Origin of the sequence: Kitasatospora sp. NPDC056138 (assembly GCF_042264695.1) — a bacterium.
Classification (GTDB): domain Bacteria; phylum Actinomycetota; class Actinomycetes; order Streptomycetales; family Streptomycetaceae; genus Kitasatospora.
This window is the reverse complement of sequence record NZ_JBHJVK010000030.1, coordinates 50,122-66,370: the sequence shown is the minus strand read 5'-3', so window position 1 is coordinate 66,370 and position 16,249 is coordinate 50,122. Positions and strand designations below refer to the sequence as shown.

The window sequence follows — 16,249 nt, the reverse complement described above, 5'->3', positions numbered from 1 at the left end:
GCGTCGTCACCCGCCCGTCACCGCAGGTAGAAGGGGTAGACGAGGTTGTCCGGGCGCAGGTCGACCAGCCGGACGTAGGCGATGTCGATCCACACCATGGTGGGCTCCTCGGCCGCCGTGACGGCGACCTCGGTGACCCGGATCCGGGGCTCCCAGCGGGTCAGCGCGTCGGCCACCTGCTCGCTCAGCGCGGCACGGGTGGCGGCGTTGTTCGGTGCCATCAGGTAGCGCCGCAGCCCGCAGCCGAAGTCGGGCCGCATCACGCGCTCCCCGGGTTCGGTGTCCAGGATCGTCTCGATCGACTGCCGCACCAGCGCCATCCCGCTGGCCCAGGCCAGGCCGCCCTGCGGCCGGAGCGGGAAGCGGACTCCGGTGCCGAGCCAGGCGTCGGCCGGGGTGGTCGAGGCTGCCGCCGCCGGGACTGTGGTCGAGGGGTCGGATGCTGCTGCCATGCCTCGATGATGGGCGGCAACCGTCACCGGAGCGTTTCGCCCCGGCCGGGCGGCCCCCGCCAGGCGGCGCCGCGGCGCGGGCTTCGGCGCGGGCTTCGGCACGGGCTTCGGCGCTGACCGGGGTGCGGGCTTCGGCGCGGACTTCGGTGCGGACTGCGGTCCGGCAGTGTACCGGGCCGTCACCACCAGCCCGACGGCATGACGTTGAGCATCTCCCGGACGGCCCGGTTGTACTTGGCGCCGAACTTCGACCTGATGTCGTCGATGTCCTTCTGGATCGCACCGTGGTACCTCCCCCTGCCGATCAGGTTCCGCTGGTCCGCCCGGTGCTGCTGGGACGTCGCCCAACTGCCCCAGCTGGCCGTCTCCTTGTGGTCCCGCCGGTCCATCTGGATGGCCGGGCCGTTGGTGTCCAGGTGGACCACCGAGTTGGGCGGGATGTGGTTGATCTCCGTCCCCGGCACGTTGTTCCCGGTGGCCGGGTCCTTGAGGTCCTTGTAGAGGCCGCCGCGGTAGACGTGACCGGGCGGCGCGACGTCGGGTTTCGGGCCCTGGGCGGCGGTCGCCGCCGTCCTGGCGCTGACCCTGGCCGCGTTCTTGACCCTCGGACTCATCCCGGCCGCGACCACCCAGTCGCCCGCCCGCAGTTCGGCGGTCAGCTCGCTGAAACCGTACGTCCGGCGCAGTCCGGCCAGTGCGTCCCGGATCCCGGCCGCGTCCAGCGGGTCCTGGTGCGAGTGTTCGGCGAGGCCGCCGAGCGCCTGGAGCCCGCCGAGCCAGCGGTTCTGCTTGGCCGGGCTCGGGACGGCCTCGTTCCCGGGCTGCGGGGCGCGGACGGCCGTCGGCGGGGCGGCGGAGCCGGCCGGCCGAGCGGGCTTCGCCGCCGTGGGCGCAGGCGCCTTGGGGGCAGCCGCCTTGGGCGCAGGGGCCTTGGCGGCGGGCGCTCCGGGGGCGGAGGACCGGGCGGCGGCGGTGTCCTGCCAGGTGGCCGGCCCGGCCTCGTCGGCGCCCGACTTCTGCGGCGCCTGCCCGCCCAGCAGGTCCCCCATGAACTTGTCGGCGCTGAAGGCCACTTCGCCGAACGTCAGCTCGGGACGCCGCCCCGACCCCAGGACGTGGTCGGCGAGATCGGCACCGATCCCGAACTCACCGGGCAGCGGGTACTCCAGCTGCCCGAGCGGCCAGTCCCACCGCCTGCTCGGCGCGGGCGACCACCAGGGACTGACCAGATCGACGAAGAGCTCGCCGCCCAGCCCCAGGGCCGGCCGGGCGGCCAGCTCCAGGTGCCCGCCGAGGAAGAACTCGCCGTGCTTGCCCGCCCCCGGGTCGGCGACCTCCCGGTAACCGATCCTCGGAGTGGCCCGCAGATAGCCGCGGATCGCTGCGGTCGCGTCGATCCCGACACCGAACTTGATGTCGTGCCCGACCAGTTCGACGCCCGCACCACCCTGGGCCGTCAGCCGGACCCCGGCGCTGATCGGGACGTCGAGTGTCCCGGTGAGCCCGAAGTTCCTCAGCACCTCCGGTTTGGTGGACCAGGTGCCGGTCAGCTCGATGCGCTGCAACGTGGCCGGGCCGAGGCCGGCGAAGACCCCGAGGCCGATGTTCGCGAAGACGAAGACGTTGCCGACCAGCGGGATCCCGTAGAGGGTGCGGACCTCCAGCTTCGGCAGCTCCTTGGCCCACCGCTCCGCCTCGAAGAGTGGTTTCTCCAGGTGCGGGGTAATCTTCCCGACCACCGTCACATCGCCGAGGTGGTCCACCACGACCAGGGCCTCACCGCCCAGCCAGTCGGCGAGCCGGACGTCGACCGTGCCCCAGCCCGCGACCACCCGCGGCCCGGGACGCGGGGCCGCCGGGGCCCGGGGTTCGGCACCGGAGACCAGGCCGTCCGTCAGCTCCCGCGCGGAGGCGGCGTCCGTGGCGACCAGGGTCAGCCGGCCGCCGAGCTTCTCGCCGGTGTACCCGACGCTTCCCCGGACGTCGACGGCGCCGCCGCCGAAGGCCACCGCCAGCTGCCCGGTGAAGCCGCGCAGGGCGACGTCCACCACGGCCGCGCCCGACAGTGCGCCGTCCGCGCCCCGGGTGACCGGCACCGTGACCGTGCCGAGGCCGGGGGCCGTACCGGTCGCCGTCGCGTCGAAGGTCACCGTCTCGTCGGCGAGACCGAAGGTGCCCGTCGCGGCGAGGAAGCCGCCGAGTTCGAAGTGCATCCCGGTGGCCTGCACCGTCAGCACCCGGCCGCGCAGTTCGTTGACCACCCCGGGCAGCCGCAGTCCGCTCAGTCCGGTCCAGCCGAGGTCCTGGCCGTGGGTCTCGACCTGGTCGACCAGCCCGCGCAGGCCGCCGGCCAGCCGGCCCCCGACCAGTGCGGAGGCGTGGCCCTCCAGCACACCGGCGGCCGTGGTGCGGACGGCCAGCACCGGTTCGATCCCCCGGTCGCGCAGCGGGAGGAAGAGCGGGTGCAGCAGTGGCACCGGCTGGAAGCCGTCACCGGGTCCGGTGGCCAGCCCGGCCCCGGTCTGCCGCAGCAGCAGCGTCCCGGCGGCCACGCTGCCGAGCCGCACCGGCACCCGGCCGCCCGCAGGGCCCAGCCGGCCCAGGTACTCGGCGACCGCCGGGGTGGCGGTGAGCGCGACGCCGCCCTCCAGCGGCAGTTCGTCCCTGAGGCCGCCGATGCCCGACAGTTCGCCGGACAGCCCGCCCGGCCGCGTCGGAGCGGCCGCCGCGGGAGCCGGCGCCCTGGCGGGGGCCGGCTGCGGTGGGGCCGGGCTCTGTTCACGGGCCTGTGCCATCACTCCCCCGTACGAGGCCGCGCGCGGTTCACGTGCCGCCCCCGCAGAGCGGGTCGGGCGGCGAGCACTCCGCCGGCGGCTCGGCGGGCCGCGCCGCCGTGGCCGGGTCGAGGGCGGCCGGCAGCTCGGCGGCGTCGGCGGCGGGGAACCCGCTGCCGTCGGCGGCGAGCCGGGCACTCGCCCCGGGGGCGCCGAGCAGGGCGTCCAGCATGGTGCGGTCCGCCGACGGCGGGGCGGGCGGCCCCGGGGCCGTGGCGGGCAGGTCGGCGAGCGTGCCGCCGCCCGCGAAGTACGCCTTGAGCAGGGCCGTCGCAGCAGCGGCCGGTGGCAGGCAGAACCGCAGCGCCAGCAGCCACCACAACTGGAAGAGGAACACCACGACCGGCAGGAACAGGCTGAACACGAAGAACGCCACGATCGTGAGGAGTTCGACCGCGAAGGTGCACACCCTCGGCGAGGTGCCGCCCACCGAGCCGCCGCTCGGTGTCCCGCCGCCCGGGTCGAAGGAGAGCTGGGACTGCGGCGGGCTGGTGACCACCGCGCCACCGGGGCCCGGCGGCCGGCCCGCGCGGGCGGCCAGGGTGCGGAAGTCCGGCAGCCGTACCGACACCTGACGGTTCTTGCTGCCCTGCGGGTCGAAGAAGGCGGCCAGCCGGAACGGCTCGGTCGGCGCGCTCCAGGACACCTGCGGCGGACACCGCCCGTCCCCCGGCGCGGACTTGCGGCGGACGAAGCAGCGCAGCTGGTAGACGGCCTCCTCGTCCAGCTTCGGGGCGCCGTCGGCGTCGTGCTCGCCGGAGAAGGTCGGCACCGGGCCGAACCAGAGCGAACGGGTCGCCGCCGCCGCGCAGTTCTCGCCGGAACCCGGCAGCCGCCACATCGGCAGGACCTGGTCCTCGGGGGTGCCGTCCGGTGCGACCGGCTGCCACCGGCCACGGCCGGTCGGCCCGACCACCCAGCCCTCGACGACCTCCGTCAGGCCGAGGCGGTCCAGCCAGTAGCCGTCCCCGGGGTCGACGGAGAGCCGGTGTGCGGCATCGGCCCACACCACGTCGTCGACGTCGCTCTCGCGCAGCGACTCCGGCTTCGCCCCCGCGTTCTGGGCCGCCAGCAGGCGTGCGGTCAGCTGCCGGGCCAGGCGCCGGACCACCGGCGGCCCGGCGGTCACGTGCATGGTGAGCCTGCGCATCACCAGGCCGACCTCCACCTCGTCGGCGGGGGCCGGCCGGGGCAGCCCGGGGCGGTCGCAGAACAGCTCGACCGCCACCGCGTAGAAGCGGTCGTGGCTGGGCTGGTACAGCTTGCGCAGCTCGGTCCTGACCAGCTGGTGCGTCGCGAACCGCAGCCGCCCGGCGCCCCGCCGGGCGGCCGGCACCGCGACCGGGTAGGACCAGACGTCCTCCTCGGCGTCGAACCTCAGCGAGTCCCGGGGATCGGCCAGCAGCCGGTGCACGAACTCGGCGGAGTCGTACTTCTGGATGGCCGGCCGCTCGGCCGCCGGACTGAACCGGTCGTAGCCGCCCCGCTCGCAGACGTACCAGGGGGCGCGCAGCTTGAACCCGTGCTCCGCCGCGCTCACCAGAGGTTCCCCGCGCCGGGCGTGTAGGCGGGCGACATCACCATCTGGTCGGCGACCAGCGTGCCGACCTTGACCAGGCCGGTGAAGGTGGCGAGCGCGGCGTCCACCTTCACCGTCGGCGCCGTCACCTCGACCGACACGTTGGCCGCGACCTCCACCGCCGTCGCGGTCAGCCGCACGACACAGCCGCCGGCGTGGCGGACCGTCACCTGCTGCGTCGCGTCGTCGAGCGTCACCTGGTGGCCCGAGGCCATGGTGATCCGCACCTTGGCGGCACCGCCGGTGTCGTCGAACTCCAGCCTGCTGTCGGCCCGGGAGCGCAGCAGCCGGATGTCGTTGGCCGCCTCCGGGGTGTGCGGCAGCGGCTCCCGGCCGTTCCAGGCCGCGCCGATGACGTACGGGCGGCGCAGGTTGCCCGCCTCGAAGGCGACCACGACCTGGCTGTCCACCTCGGGCAGGACGAGCAGGCCCTGGTCCGCGTCGGCGTACGGGGAGCAGAGGGTGGCCCAGGCCCGGACGTCCCGGTCGCCGTCGGTGCCGAGCCAGGGGAAGCGGACCTGGACCCGGCCGAGCCGCCGCTCGTCCACGATGTCCGTGACGATCGCCGGGTAGACGCCGAAGTAGCCGGGAACGGCACCGTCGGGCGGTGCGGACAGAGCCAATCAGACCACCCCGTTGAGCGTCGGGCGTTCGGCCTCGAAGCGGGTGCGGAAGCCGTGTTCCAGATCGAAGGTGTGCCGCATCCGCGTCACGTGGTACCCCGGCCCCTCGAACGGCCCGCCGACCGACTCCAGGGTGAGCCGGGTACCCACCAGCAGGTCGGGCGTGCCGTTGGTGACCCCGGTCGCGGTGACGAACCGCCGGCCCCGGCGCAGCATCTCCGCCCGCGCCCAGGCGCTCGCCTCCGCCGGGCCCAGGGCCGCCTCGCGGACCCGGAGCGTGGTGCTCGGGCCGAGCGTCCGGCCGAGCAGCCGAGCGCCCGTCCGCCCGCCCGCGGGGGCCTCGGCCTCGACGGCCTCCGGCCCGGCCCGTTCGTCGATCGGCCGCCGCTGCTCGGCGTCGTACCCCGTCACCACGACCTCGCTGCGCTGGTGCGCGAGGTCCGCGGCGAACCGGGCGGACAGCAGGTCACGGCCGAACACCAGGGTGACGGCGGTGGCCTGCCGCGCGGAGCGGGAACAGAGGTTCAAGGTGCCTCCCGAGCACCAGAGTTCGGCCTGCAGCAGGCGGGCCCGCTCGCGCAGGAAGGCCAGGTCGCTCTGGTTGAGCTGCTGGACGACGTCGTAGCGCGGCGCGTCCGCGTCCAGGTCCACGGCCGCCCGCAGACCGTGCTCACGGGCCACCGCCTCGGCCAGCTCGCCGTCGGTGACATCGGTGTAGGTGCGCATCCTGCGGGTCATCCGCAGCCGCATCAGGGCGTCCTCGGCGTGCACCACGACGAGCGGCGGTTCACCGTCGTCCAGCACCAGTTCCAGGGCGGAGACGGTGCCCTCGAAGACGTGGCGCTGTCCGCCCGCCGGGCCGAGCGACACCCTGAGCGGGCTGCCGAGGTCGACCGTGCGGCCGTCCAGGTGCGCCAGCCGGTCCTGCGGGCCCCTGGCGCCGATGCCGACGGCCAGCAGGTGTGCGCGCAGGGTCCGCAGGCCCTCGGCGCCCTCGGCGACCTCCAGCCGGACGCAGTCCCGGGCGAGCTCCCGCACCAGCGTCCCGGCCACCTCGAAGACCGGGGAGACGGCACTGACGGCGGGCTCAGTCATCGAAGCCCTCCGCGGCCACCCGGGCGCGCAGCCACTCGGCGTGCGCCAGCGCCTCGCGCAGCCGCTCGGCCGTCCACTGCCCGCCGCCGCGCTGCTCGGCCGGCGCCCCGGCGGGCACCACGTCCGTGTGGACCTCCCCGATGTGCACGCTCATCCAAAGCCTCCCTGCCCGGCCGCCGGGCGGCCGCTGAGCGCCCCTGGGACGCGAGGAACCGCACAGAGCGGAGGACGACTGCCTTCCTTCGACCCGACCCGGCGGACGCGCCGCACCGCACCGCTGCCGCACCACCCGGCAGCCGCGACAGCAGCGGCAGCAGCCGGCCGCGCCGGAACGCGGCCGGCGCCGGGCCGTGCGGGGCCGCACGGCCCGGCGCACGGTCACGCTCCTTGCGGACGCCATCTCAGAGTGCTCGGCCCGGCGTCACGGCGGCGTTGCTCGCAGTCGGCGGCGCGGCGGTCGGCGGAGGGCGGCGGCAGCTGCTCCCAGGGCGCGGACAGCCCCACCGGGGGCGGAACCTCGCTCGGCCGGGCGCGGCCGGCCAGGCTGCGCCCTCCCCCGGCCTCGCCGTCGGCCACCGTCCCCGGATCGGCCCGGACCCGCAGCGGGATGCCCCGGCCGTAGCCGGCGGACCGCCGGTCGGCGCCCTGCGGGACGAGCGACTGTTGCGCAAGGCCCTGCGGGACGCCCGGCCGCCGGACAGCGGGCGGCGCGGCGAACGAGTCCTGCGCCCGCCCGACGGCCTGTGCGGCGGTGTCCGCGAGCACGCTGTCCGCCGAGGTCGCGATCCCACCGCCGGCCGACAGCGCGAACCCTGCCGACAGGTCGTCGGACCGCGGGAGCCCCGGGCCCAGTCCGAGGGCCGCCGCCAGCCCGGCCACCGACGCGGTCGCGGGCGCACCGGCGAAACCGGCCGACTGCCCGCTCGCGGTACCGCCGCCGCCCGCCGAGACCTCGGCGCCGAGCTGCACCACGGCACCCGCCGGCAGCGACAGCGGGCTGTCCAGCCCGCGCATCGCACCCCGCCAGGCCGCCGGGTCGAGTCCGAGGCGCGCCAGCAACTGCTGTGCGCTCTCCCCCTCCTGGGCCTGCACCACCTGCCGCGGACGGCCGGTCCCGGCCGTCCCGGGCGCGGTGCCTGGCCGGGGCTGTCCGGGGTCGGTCGCCTCCCGGGCGTCCCGCACGCCCGGGCCCTTCTCGTTCGCCTGGTACCTGAAGTCCTGTTCGGCGATGGTGACGCCGACCCTGGCCCGCAGCGGGGTGCCGTCCGGGGCGAAGTAGTCCAGCTCCTCGGTGACCTGGGTGACGATCCCGTTGAAGCGCAGCGTCCCCCAGACGAAGCGGACCACCGGCGGCGGGTCCCCGGTGCTGTCGGGCGGCGGCTCCACGAACTGCCGTACCAGCGCCGTCCACTTCCGGACGTCCACGTGGTCCCCGGTGCCGCCCTGCTCGGCGGTGTCGAACTCGAGGTCGAAGGCGAGCGTCGCACCCTCCTGGGAGGTGTACTGGCGCTTCTGGGTCAGGGTGGTGGTACCGCCCCGGTCGGTGTTGTTGCTGCGGCTGATCCGCAGCGAGGCGGGGTTGAACTGGACGGGCACCGCCGGGCCGTCGTCCAGTACCGGGACGGGCTGGTCCCTGGCCGTGGCGGTACCGCGCCGGAGGCGTTGCAGGGTGGCGTGCGCGAGCGGTGTCATCCGGTCCTCTCCAGCCGCAGGCCCTCGTGGGCGATGTGCAGTTCCTCGATGGCGATCTCGCCGGTCCGTGCGTTGAGGGCGGGTCCGGTCAGCTTGAGCGGGAGCCCCCGGGTGAACCGCCAGTGGGCCACCACCCGGCCGCCGGACGGGTCCAGGACCTCCACGTCGCCGTCGTAGCGGGGCAGCGGCAGGGTGCCGCTCACCATGCCGTGCAGCCAGTCCCACAGGGCGGTGTCGGCACCGCCGCCGTCGGTGGGAACCAGCATGCCGCGCCTGAGCACCACCGGTTGCAGCTTCACCCGGCCCACGCCCCGCACCGTCCCGTCGTTGCGTCCGCCCTCCAGCCGGTCGCGGAGGTCGGCCTCCAGATCGAGGCCGGTGCACTCCTGGAAGCCGCCGTCACCGAGCCGGTCGGCCGCCCCGGTGCCCTGCTCGGGGATCGCGGGCGAGCGGGTCCGTTGCCGGGCGGGCTCCGCCCCGAGGACCGGCGGCGGCGCCGCGCTCGGGCCCGGGGACGTGCTGCGGGTCAGCCCGACCCGGAACCTGAAGCCCTGGACGAGTTCGGCCATCAGCCACGCACCGCCCCGGGGCGGGCGGCCCCGGTCGCCGGCCGCACCGGGCCGGAGCGGCGGCCGCCCCGCCCCGGTGCGGGCCCGACCCGTCGAGCGGTCATCCCGTCACCTCCGGCGCCCCGTCCGCGTCCTGCGCGATCCGCAGCACCAGGTACTCCAGCGGCTGCGCGGGCGCGACCCCGACCTCGGCGACCAGCCGCCCGAGCCCCTGGGACCAGGCCGGGTTGAGCCCCTCGTCGCAGCGGACGAAGAACGCCTGGTCCTCGCCGGCCCCGGCCAGCGCCCCGTCGCGGAACAGGTCGCGCAGCAACTGCGTCACCGCGCCGCGCAGTTCGGACCTCAGCTGCGGCGAGTCGGGCTCGAAGGCGAGGCTCTGGGCCTGGCGTTCGAGGACCAGCCGGAGCATGGTCATCAGTCGGCGCACGCTCAGCTGCCGGTAGTCGGGATCGCTGGAGAGAGTACGGGCCGAGGCGAGCCGGAAGCCGTCCCGTTCGGCGCGGAAGGTGTCGATGCCGAGCAGGTGCAGCTCGTCGAGCTCGGCGGCGGTGGGCCGGTCGGCGGCGGTGACCGCGTCCACCGCCAGGACGTTCGCCGGGCCCCACGGGATCCCGAGCCGCTGCTCGCGCTGGGCGATGATCCCGGCCGCGAAGGCGGACGGCGGCACCAGCACCGCGCGCCCGCCGCCCGGGCGGCCGGACCCCGGCTCGGTGGCGACGACGCCCAGCCAGGGGTGGTAGGCGGCGGCGTACGAGCTGTCGAAGCCCGCGCGCCAGCGGGCGACCAGCCGGGCGGGCAGGCCGGGCGGCACGTCCAGCAGGGCCACGAAGCGGCGCTGCCGCTCGGCCAGGGCGACCAGCCTGCCCTGCCGCCGGAGGATCTCGGGCAGTTGGGTGCGGCCGTCCAGCAGGACCTCCTGCTGCGGGGGCGGGGTGTAGACCGTCGGCACCGGGGCGGGCGGGCACGGCACGAACTCCGGTCCGGCAGAGCGGACCGGGATCTCGGTGCCGCCCGTCGGCACGCCGTACTGCCAGAGCAGGTCGGGCACGGCGAGCAGGGCGACCTCCGCGACCAGCGACATCCGGTCCACGCCGGGGATGTCCGCGACCGCGCCACCGGGCAGCTCCTCGCCGTCCGCCGTCCCGCTGCCGCCGACGGGCAGCAGCTCCGGCGGGAGCGGGCCGAAGAAGCTGTCCGCGCCGATACCGGCCCAGCGGTCCGCACCCGGGCGGACGCAGCCGGAGTCGGCGGCGCCGAGGAAGACGTCCGGCGGCAGCAGGGCGGCCGGCCACGGCCCGTCGGGGACGACCAGCAGCGACTCGGCGGTGAGGACGTCGCCGACGTAGCGCGGGTGGGCGCTCGACAGGCCCAGGTCGGTGAAGCGCTCCTGGCGGGCCTGCGCGGGGTCGGCGTCGTCCACGGTGACCGCGGCGGTGACGAGGTCGACCTCAGCCGTACCCGGAGCGGGCAGGGTCGGCCGGTCGAGCAGGGCGACGCGCCGGCGCAGCCCCGGGGCGGCCGGACGGTCGGCGACTGCGGTGACCAGGGCGTAGCTCCCGGCGGGCGGCAGGCCGGGGCCGAGGATCCGCAGCAGGGAGCCGACCGGCGGGGCGGGCCCGTCGGGGAGGGTGAGCTCCCGGCCGTCGAGCGGGCCGAGGAAGTGCCGGGAGGCGGCGAACTCCCAGTGCACACGGAGCCGTTGGCCCCAGCTTCCCTCGTCCCTGGCGCGCAGGTCGACCTCCTGCGGGGCACGGCCGTCGGCGGCGGTCAGCCGGGTGCGGTGCAGCGCGGTGGCGCTCAGGGCCTCGGGGTCGGGGCTGCGCGGCAGGGGGGCGACGCGCAGCACGTGCGCCCTGGTGCCGCCTTGGGCGAAGAACTCCCGTACGGCGTGGGGAAGCAGGCCGGGGCCCTCGAAGCCGCCGAACCGCCGGAGGTAGTCGGACCAGCTGTCGAGGGCCACCGGCTGGTCGACCGGTCCGCGCGGCGCCACTCCGACGAAGCCGGCCACGTCGAGCCGGACCGGCCGGAGGGCGGGTGCCGGTCGCCGGTCGTCCCGGTAGACCCCGGGCGCGCCCAGCCGGAGCCCCGGGCTTCCCGCACCGCTCGCCCCGGTCACAGGGAGACGAAGTCGATCCGCTCGGCGACGAGGTGGAGTTCCTCCATCGCGACCTCGCCGCCGCCCTTGCCGGACAGCGTGGGACCGACCCACTTCTTGGGCTGGGCGGCACGGAGGACCCACTGGCAGACCGGGGCCCTGGCCTCGTCGTGCAGCGTGACGACGACCGTCCGGGGGTCGAAGGCCCCCTCCCTGGTCGCCTTGATCCAGTTGAACAGGCGCAGGTCGCCGATGATGCCGCGCTTGAGGGTGACGTCGTCGGTGGTGTTGGTGTTGGCGATCTTGCGGACGTGGTTCTCCGGGTCGTTGCCGTTGCGGTACTCGGAGAACTTCACCTCGTTGCCCGCGCCGCTGAAGTCGGAGAAGCCGCCGGCGATCTGGTCCTCGCCGCCGGTGTCGCCGAGCCTGACGAGGAAGTTGAAGGCGCCGTACGGGTTGTTGCGGATTGCCATGGATCTGCCTCCTGCCGGGCCGGTGGCTCTGCACGTCGGCCCTCCTGCACGTCAGTTGTCCTGCAGGTCGGCTGTCCTGCACGTCAGCCGACCTGGATCGCGGGCGTCCCGGGGCCTCAGCCGTCCTGCGCGTCCGCCGTGAACTGGCCGATGCGGAAGATCACGAACTCGGCGGGATAGGTGGGTGCGACGCCGATCAGACAGATCAGGCGGCCGTTGTCGAGATCGTTCTGGGTCATGGTGGTCCGGTCGCAGCGGACGAAGTACGCCTCCTCGGGCTTGGTGCCCATCAGCGCACCGGTCTTCCAGGTGGCCAGCAGGAAGTCCTCGACGCTCTGCCGGACCGAGGCCCACAGGCGCTCGTTGTTGGGCTCGAAGACCGCCCACTGGGTCGACTTGTCGATGGAGTGTTCCAGGTAGAGGAAGAGCCGGCGGACGTTGACGTACTTCCACTCGGGGTCGGAGCTCATCGTCCGGGCGCCCCAGATCCGCCTGGCCCGGCCCTCGAAGAAGCGCAGCGCGTTGATCCCCTCGGGATTGAGCACCGCCTGCCGGTCGTAGGTGACGTTGGTGGTGAAGTCGGTGATGCCGAGGACCACTTCGTTCGCGGGGGCCTTGTGCACACCGCGCTCGATGTCGCTGCGCGCGTACACCCCGGCGACGTAGCCGGACGGCGGGACGTCCAGCAGGGGCTGGGGCGTGCTCGGGTCGGGGCGCCGGGTCGGGTCCACGATGCGCACCCAGGGGTAGTAGAGCGCGGCGTAGCCGGTGTCGAACTGCGAGCGGAACCGGCGCACTTCGGAGATCGAGCTGCCCTGTGGCGGATCCACCACCGCCATCCGGTAGCGCAGCCGCTCGCAGTGGCCGATCAGGTTCTGGACGGCCGTCAGCTGTGCGTCCGGGCCCAGCGTGACGGAGTCCGGGGTGGCGACGACGGCGATGTCGTCGATCTCGCCCAGCGCCTCCAGCCCGGTGGCGGGGGTGTGGATGCTGTCGGGGTCGGCGGGGTGGCCGAGGAGTTCGTCCGGCCCGATGTCCTGGCCGGGGCCGCCGCCCGACAGGTACGCGCCGTCCCGGGAGTCGAGCGTCAGCAGGGCGGCGAGCAGCGCGCCGGGCGCCGGCGCGGGCTGCCCCTGGGCCGCAGCGACGGTCTCCAACCAGACCAGTGAGAACTCGTCGGCCGGGTCGGCGGCCTGGAGGACGTTGGCCACCGAGCGCGGATGCGGGTCCGCCAGCTCCAACTCGTTGTAGACGTCGGTGCGTTCGGCGCCGAACCGGACCGTGACCGCCAGCGTCAGGTGGTACGCCCCGGTGTTGGGGTCCACCGGCTGGACGCCCTGCGGCCCCGCCCCGACGTAGCCGAGCACCCCGTCGGAACCCCTGGCGACCACCATCACCTTGGCAGGATCGGGGGCCACGTTGTCCGCGATCGGTTTCGGCTGTCCGGCCACGAGCGGGACCAGCTCCACCGCCGCGCCCGGCCGGACTCCCGTCAGCCGACCGCCGACCAGCACGTTCTTGCTGCGCCGGAACGTCACCGAGACGTTGACCTGGGCGGCCGCCGTACCGGGCCAGCGGGCCCGCCAGCGCAGCAGCGGCGTCTTCGCCCCGAGCGGCAGCGCGAGCGCGGCGAAGTTCCCGTCCTGGTCGATCACCGGGTGCGGACCGGCGGTCATGGTGAAGTTGAACACCCGGGAGACGTACAGCCGCCGCCCGCCGTTGGCGAAGAACGCGCGGGCCGCGAACGCGAGCCAGCAGGGGTCGCCGTCGACGGTCAGGCCGCCGAACGCCCGCTCGTACTCGGTGAAGCTGGTCACCAGCGCGGGCCCCGGCACCACCGTCGTCCCGCCCACGGAGTACGGGACCGGGCCGGTCGCCGTCCGCCCGGCCATGCCGAAGGTACTGGTGGGCACGCCCTCGATCGAGCGTGAGCGGAAGCTGGTCTCCTCGACGTAGACGCCGGGGGTGAGGTACTCGGGCACGGTCGGACCTCCTCGATCGCGGGTCAGCCGGAGGACGGGGCGGCGGGTCGGCCGCACGGACGGGTCAGCCGAAGGGCAGGTCGGGCGAGCGGATCACCTGGCCGACGGTGAGCGAGCGGACCACGTCCCTGGCTGCGGTCAGATAGCCGTCGGGCACGGCGAGGCCGCGCAGGACGTCGTTGTCCAGGTCCTCGGGGCGGGGCGGGTTGTGCGAACGGTCGACGGCCTCCACCACCAGGTCCCCCAGCGGGTCGAGCGGATCCAGCGCGTCCAGCCGGTCCAGCGCCTCCGGCAACGGCACGGTCGCCGGGTCCGGGATGTGTGCGCGCAGCGCGACGTCGAACCGCGCGGGCGTCGGCGGCGGCAGCGCGCCGGTGCCGTCCACCAGCAGCAGCACCTGCCCGTACTGGTCCCCGTGCGCCCAGCCGACCCGCTGCCCGCCGGGGCCGAACGCCTCCATCCTGGGCCAGCGCACCGGCGCCCCCGCCAAGGTGACCCGCAGCCGGAGGCCGGTGACTCCCCTGGCCACCGGGTAGGCCACCCCGGGCAGCAGCCAGGGGCGCAGCAGGCGGGCCGCCACCGGCACGAACGTGCCGGACGGCCGCTCGGCCTCCGCCAGTTCGGCCCGCGTCCACAGCGGGAGGACGAACCGGCGCGGCACCCAGCGGGACGCCGGGTCCGCGATCCGCAGGCTCACCGTCCGGCCGCGGACCCCACCGCCGCAACCGCCGCCGTAGCGGAGGACGAAGGCCGTGCCGCCGTGCGCCTCCAGGGGCAGGACGCGCAGCAGGGAGCGGCCGAAGCGGTCGGACGGGCTCTCGACCTCCCGGTCGGCCCGCACCCCCGGCCAGACCGGGCCGTTGGTCCTGGCGTCCACGGGGGACACCGCCAGTGCGAGCCGGTGCAGGACGTCGACGGCCCCGAGGTCGCCCGCGTAGCTCTCCCGGAACGCCGTCGGCCCGCTCGTCGCTCCACGGGGCACCGCTTCGCCGGCCGTCGCCCCACGGGGCACCACCGTGCTGCTCAGCACTCCGCCTTCGGGCACCGCTCCGCTCTCGGGCACCGCTTCGCCGTCGGTCATCGCCGGACCTCCGACAGCCCGGCCGCGACCGTGGCGACCTCCCCGGCGGCGCCCATGGACGGCCCGTCGATGCGGACCACCCGCGCCAGGTACGGCAGGCAGAGGCGGTACTCGGTGGTGAACGCCTGGAACGCCTCGCTGAGCGAATCCATCGCGAGTTCGTCCGCGACCAGCTGGATCATGTCCCCGCTCTCCCACTCTCCGCTCGGGTCGAGCAGCGGCCCGGTGAGGATGCTGTCGCTCTCCAGCACCTGTGCCGCCAGGCCCAGCCACTCCAACTCGGCCTCCACGTACTGGTCCCAGGCCGCGACCATCAGGTGCATCCGCAGCGGCAGCCGGGGGATCCCGTCCCGCGCCGCCACCGCGGACCAGCCCGGCCGGGTCTCCTTGTCGACACTCAGCCGGTAGCAGTAGACCGAGACCGCCGGATGCCGGATCACGGCACCCGGGGTGTCCACCTTCTCGAAGTCCAGCGGCCCGGCGAGGACCGCCTCCGGTCGGCGGCCGACCGGGATCCGCTCGGCGAAGCGCCGGTCGAGCAGCGCGACGACGCTGCGCCCCACGGCGGCGAGTGCCCGGTATCCAGCCATGGGGCGATGCTGCCGGGGCGGGCGTCACCAGCGCGTTGCCGGACTCCGCCCACCGGCGCGTACCGGACGGCGCGCACCCGACGGCGGTCCGCCGGCCCGGCCGCACGGGCCGGGGCGGCGACGCGCCGGTGACAGTACGTCGCACACACTCGGCAGGCATCCGCTCCTCGACCCGTCCTCGACCCGGGAGAAGCCATGCAGAACTTCACGACGTCCCCACCCCCGCCGGCCCCGGGCCAGGACTGCGGTCTCGGCGCCATCACCGATCTCAACTGCGGCGCCACCGGGCTCAGCAAGCAGGCCGCCGTCATCAACGAGGTCCTGCCGGTCCTGCAGGGCTACCAGAGCCGGTTCGGCACCGCGAAGACGGACTACGGCAAGGCCCGGGACGCCGCGAAGGCCGACGTGGACGCCGCCGTCGGGCTGCTCGACTCGGTGCACGCCCTGCTGCGCTGCCGGATCGACGACGAGCAGCGCAGCTGCCTGGAGCAGGCGGTGGTGAAGGTCTTCGAGGAGATCACCGCCTGCGCCGGGACGTCCGACTGCTGTCCGCCGCCCGCGTGCGACTTCGACTGCGCCCCGGACGACGACACGGTCGAGGAGCTGGCCGCCCGGATCGCCGGGTACCGGAACATCACCGCCAGGTACACCGCCTGCTTCACCGCGCTGATCGCCGAGCAGACCGCGCTCCCGGCCCGGGCCGCCGCCCTCAAGGCCGACGCCGCCCAACTGGCCACGGACGCGGCCGCCGAGGCGACGGCCAGGGACGTGGTCCGGCTCTACGCCCGCCTGCTGGTCGCCGACCGCCAGCGGAAGGCCGTGTGGCACGGCTTCCCCACCGTCGCGACCTACGTCGACCGCCTCTGCAAGGAGTTGGTCTGCATCCTCAGGGGCTGGCAGGCCATCGCCGTCCTGGAGGGGGCCAAGGCCGGGCTGGAGTGCCAGGACGCCGCGAAGGCGGCGGCCTGCGACGCCAAGCGGCAGCACGTGGTGGACGAGGTGCTGACCGAGTACGAGAAGCTCTGCCCGCCCTCGTGCCCGCCGACGGGCACCCCCGCCACGGCCGGCTCGTACTGACCCCCACCCGCACCCCCTGGCGGTCGGCCGGCACCGTGCTCGGTCACTCCCCCGGGCGGCACCGCTCCGGGCCGGGCGGACCCGCCGACCCGGCGGGCAGTCCGGAC

Annotated in this window: 14 protein-coding genes; 1 reads left to right on the top strand and 13 read right to left on the bottom strand. The window is 75.2% G+C overall.

All coding sequences use genetic code 11. From position 1 onward, the window contains the following. Positions 1 to 17 precede the first annotated feature (17 nt). The 13 genes from ACFC1R_RS19570 to ACFC1R_RS19510 all read right to left on the bottom strand — a co-directional run bounded on the left by ACFC1R_RS19570 (position 18) and on the right by ACFC1R_RS19510 (position 15,065). Positions 18 to 452 (bottom strand): GPW/gp25 family protein, encoded by a 435-nt coding sequence (locus tag ACFC1R_RS19570; protein ID WP_375940166.1) that lies wholly within the window; start codon positions 450 to 452, stop codon positions 18 to 20. Positions 453 to 631: 179 nt separating this feature from the next. After that, positions 632 to 3,247, bottom strand: coding sequence for a hypothetical protein (locus ACFC1R_RS19565; protein ID WP_375940164.1), 2,616 nt, complete (start codon positions 3,245 to 3,247; stop codon positions 632 to 634). 28 nt (positions 3,248 to 3,275) lie between these two features. Further along, positions 3,276 to 4,826, bottom strand: a complete 1,551-nt coding sequence (locus ACFC1R_RS19560) for a hypothetical protein (protein ID WP_375940163.1) — start codon at positions 4,824 to 4,826, stop codon at positions 3,276 to 3,278. Continuing rightward, positions 4,823 to 5,488, bottom strand: coding sequence for a phage baseplate assembly protein V (locus ACFC1R_RS19555; protein WP_375940161.1), 666 nt, complete (start codon positions 5,486 to 5,488; stop codon positions 4,823 to 4,825). Before ACFC1R_RS19555 ends, ACFC1R_RS19560 begins: the two co-directional genes overlap by 4 nt. Next, positions 5,489 to 6,583 carry a phage late control D family protein gene (locus ACFC1R_RS19550; protein ID WP_375940159.1) on the bottom strand — a complete coding sequence of 365 codons (1,095 nt, stop codon included), beginning with the start codon at positions 6,581 to 6,583 and terminating at the stop codon, positions 5,489 to 5,491. It lies immediately after the preceding gene. Beyond that, positions 6,576 to 6,737: a hypothetical protein gene (locus ACFC1R_RS19545; protein WP_375940157.1), complete on the bottom strand. Its 162-nt coding sequence runs from the start codon at positions 6,735 to 6,737 to the stop codon at positions 6,576 to 6,578. The genes ACFC1R_RS19550 and ACFC1R_RS19545 overlap by 8 nt, the downstream gene beginning before the upstream one ends. 224 nt (positions 6,738 to 6,961) lie before the next feature. Continuing rightward, positions 6,962 to 8,275: a hypothetical protein gene (locus tag ACFC1R_RS19540; protein ID WP_375940155.1), complete on the bottom strand. Its 1,314-nt coding sequence runs from the start codon at positions 8,273 to 8,275 to the stop codon at positions 6,962 to 6,964. Then, positions 8,272 to 8,844, bottom strand: coding sequence for a phage tail protein (locus ACFC1R_RS19535; RefSeq protein ID WP_375940153.1), 573 nt, complete (start codon positions 8,842 to 8,844; stop codon positions 8,272 to 8,274). Before ACFC1R_RS19535 ends, ACFC1R_RS19540 begins: the two co-directional genes overlap by 4 nt. Before the next feature lie 100 nt (positions 8,845 to 8,944). Then, complete coding sequence (locus tag ACFC1R_RS19530) at positions 8,945 to 10,960, bottom strand: phage tail sheath family protein (protein WP_375940151.1); 2,016 nt, start codon at positions 10,958 to 10,960, stop codon at positions 8,945 to 8,947. Beyond that, positions 10,957 to 11,412 carry a phage tail protein gene (locus ACFC1R_RS19525; protein WP_375940149.1) on the bottom strand — a complete coding sequence of 152 codons (456 nt, stop codon included), beginning with the start codon at positions 11,410 to 11,412 and terminating at the stop codon, positions 10,957 to 10,959. Before ACFC1R_RS19525 ends, ACFC1R_RS19530 begins: the two co-directional genes overlap by 4 nt. Before the next feature lie 116 nt (positions 11,413 to 11,528). Beyond that, on the bottom strand, positions 11,529 to 13,394 hold the full coding sequence (locus ACFC1R_RS19520) for a phage tail sheath family protein (protein WP_375940147.1): 1,866 nt from the start codon (positions 13,392 to 13,394) through the stop codon (positions 11,529 to 11,531). Between the two features lie 64 nt (positions 13,395 to 13,458). Then, positions 13,459 to 14,475 (bottom strand): hypothetical protein, encoded by a 1,017-nt coding sequence (locus ACFC1R_RS19515; protein WP_375940146.1) that lies wholly within the window; start codon positions 14,473 to 14,475, stop codon positions 13,459 to 13,461. After that, positions 14,472 to 15,065, bottom strand: a complete 594-nt coding sequence (locus tag ACFC1R_RS19510) for a DUF4255 domain-containing protein (protein WP_375940144.1) — start codon at positions 15,063 to 15,065, stop codon at positions 14,472 to 14,474. Before ACFC1R_RS19510 ends, ACFC1R_RS19515 begins: the two co-directional genes overlap by 4 nt. Positions 15,066 to 15,260: 195 nt before the next feature. Here ACFC1R_RS19510 and ACFC1R_RS19505 point away from each other — a divergent pair, with 195 nt between their 5' ends. Beyond that, on the top strand, positions 15,261 to 16,142 hold the full coding sequence (locus ACFC1R_RS19505) for a hypothetical protein (RefSeq protein WP_375940142.1): 882 nt from the start codon (positions 15,261 to 15,263) through the stop codon (positions 16,140 to 16,142). Positions 16,143 to 16,249: the final 107 nt, after the last annotated feature.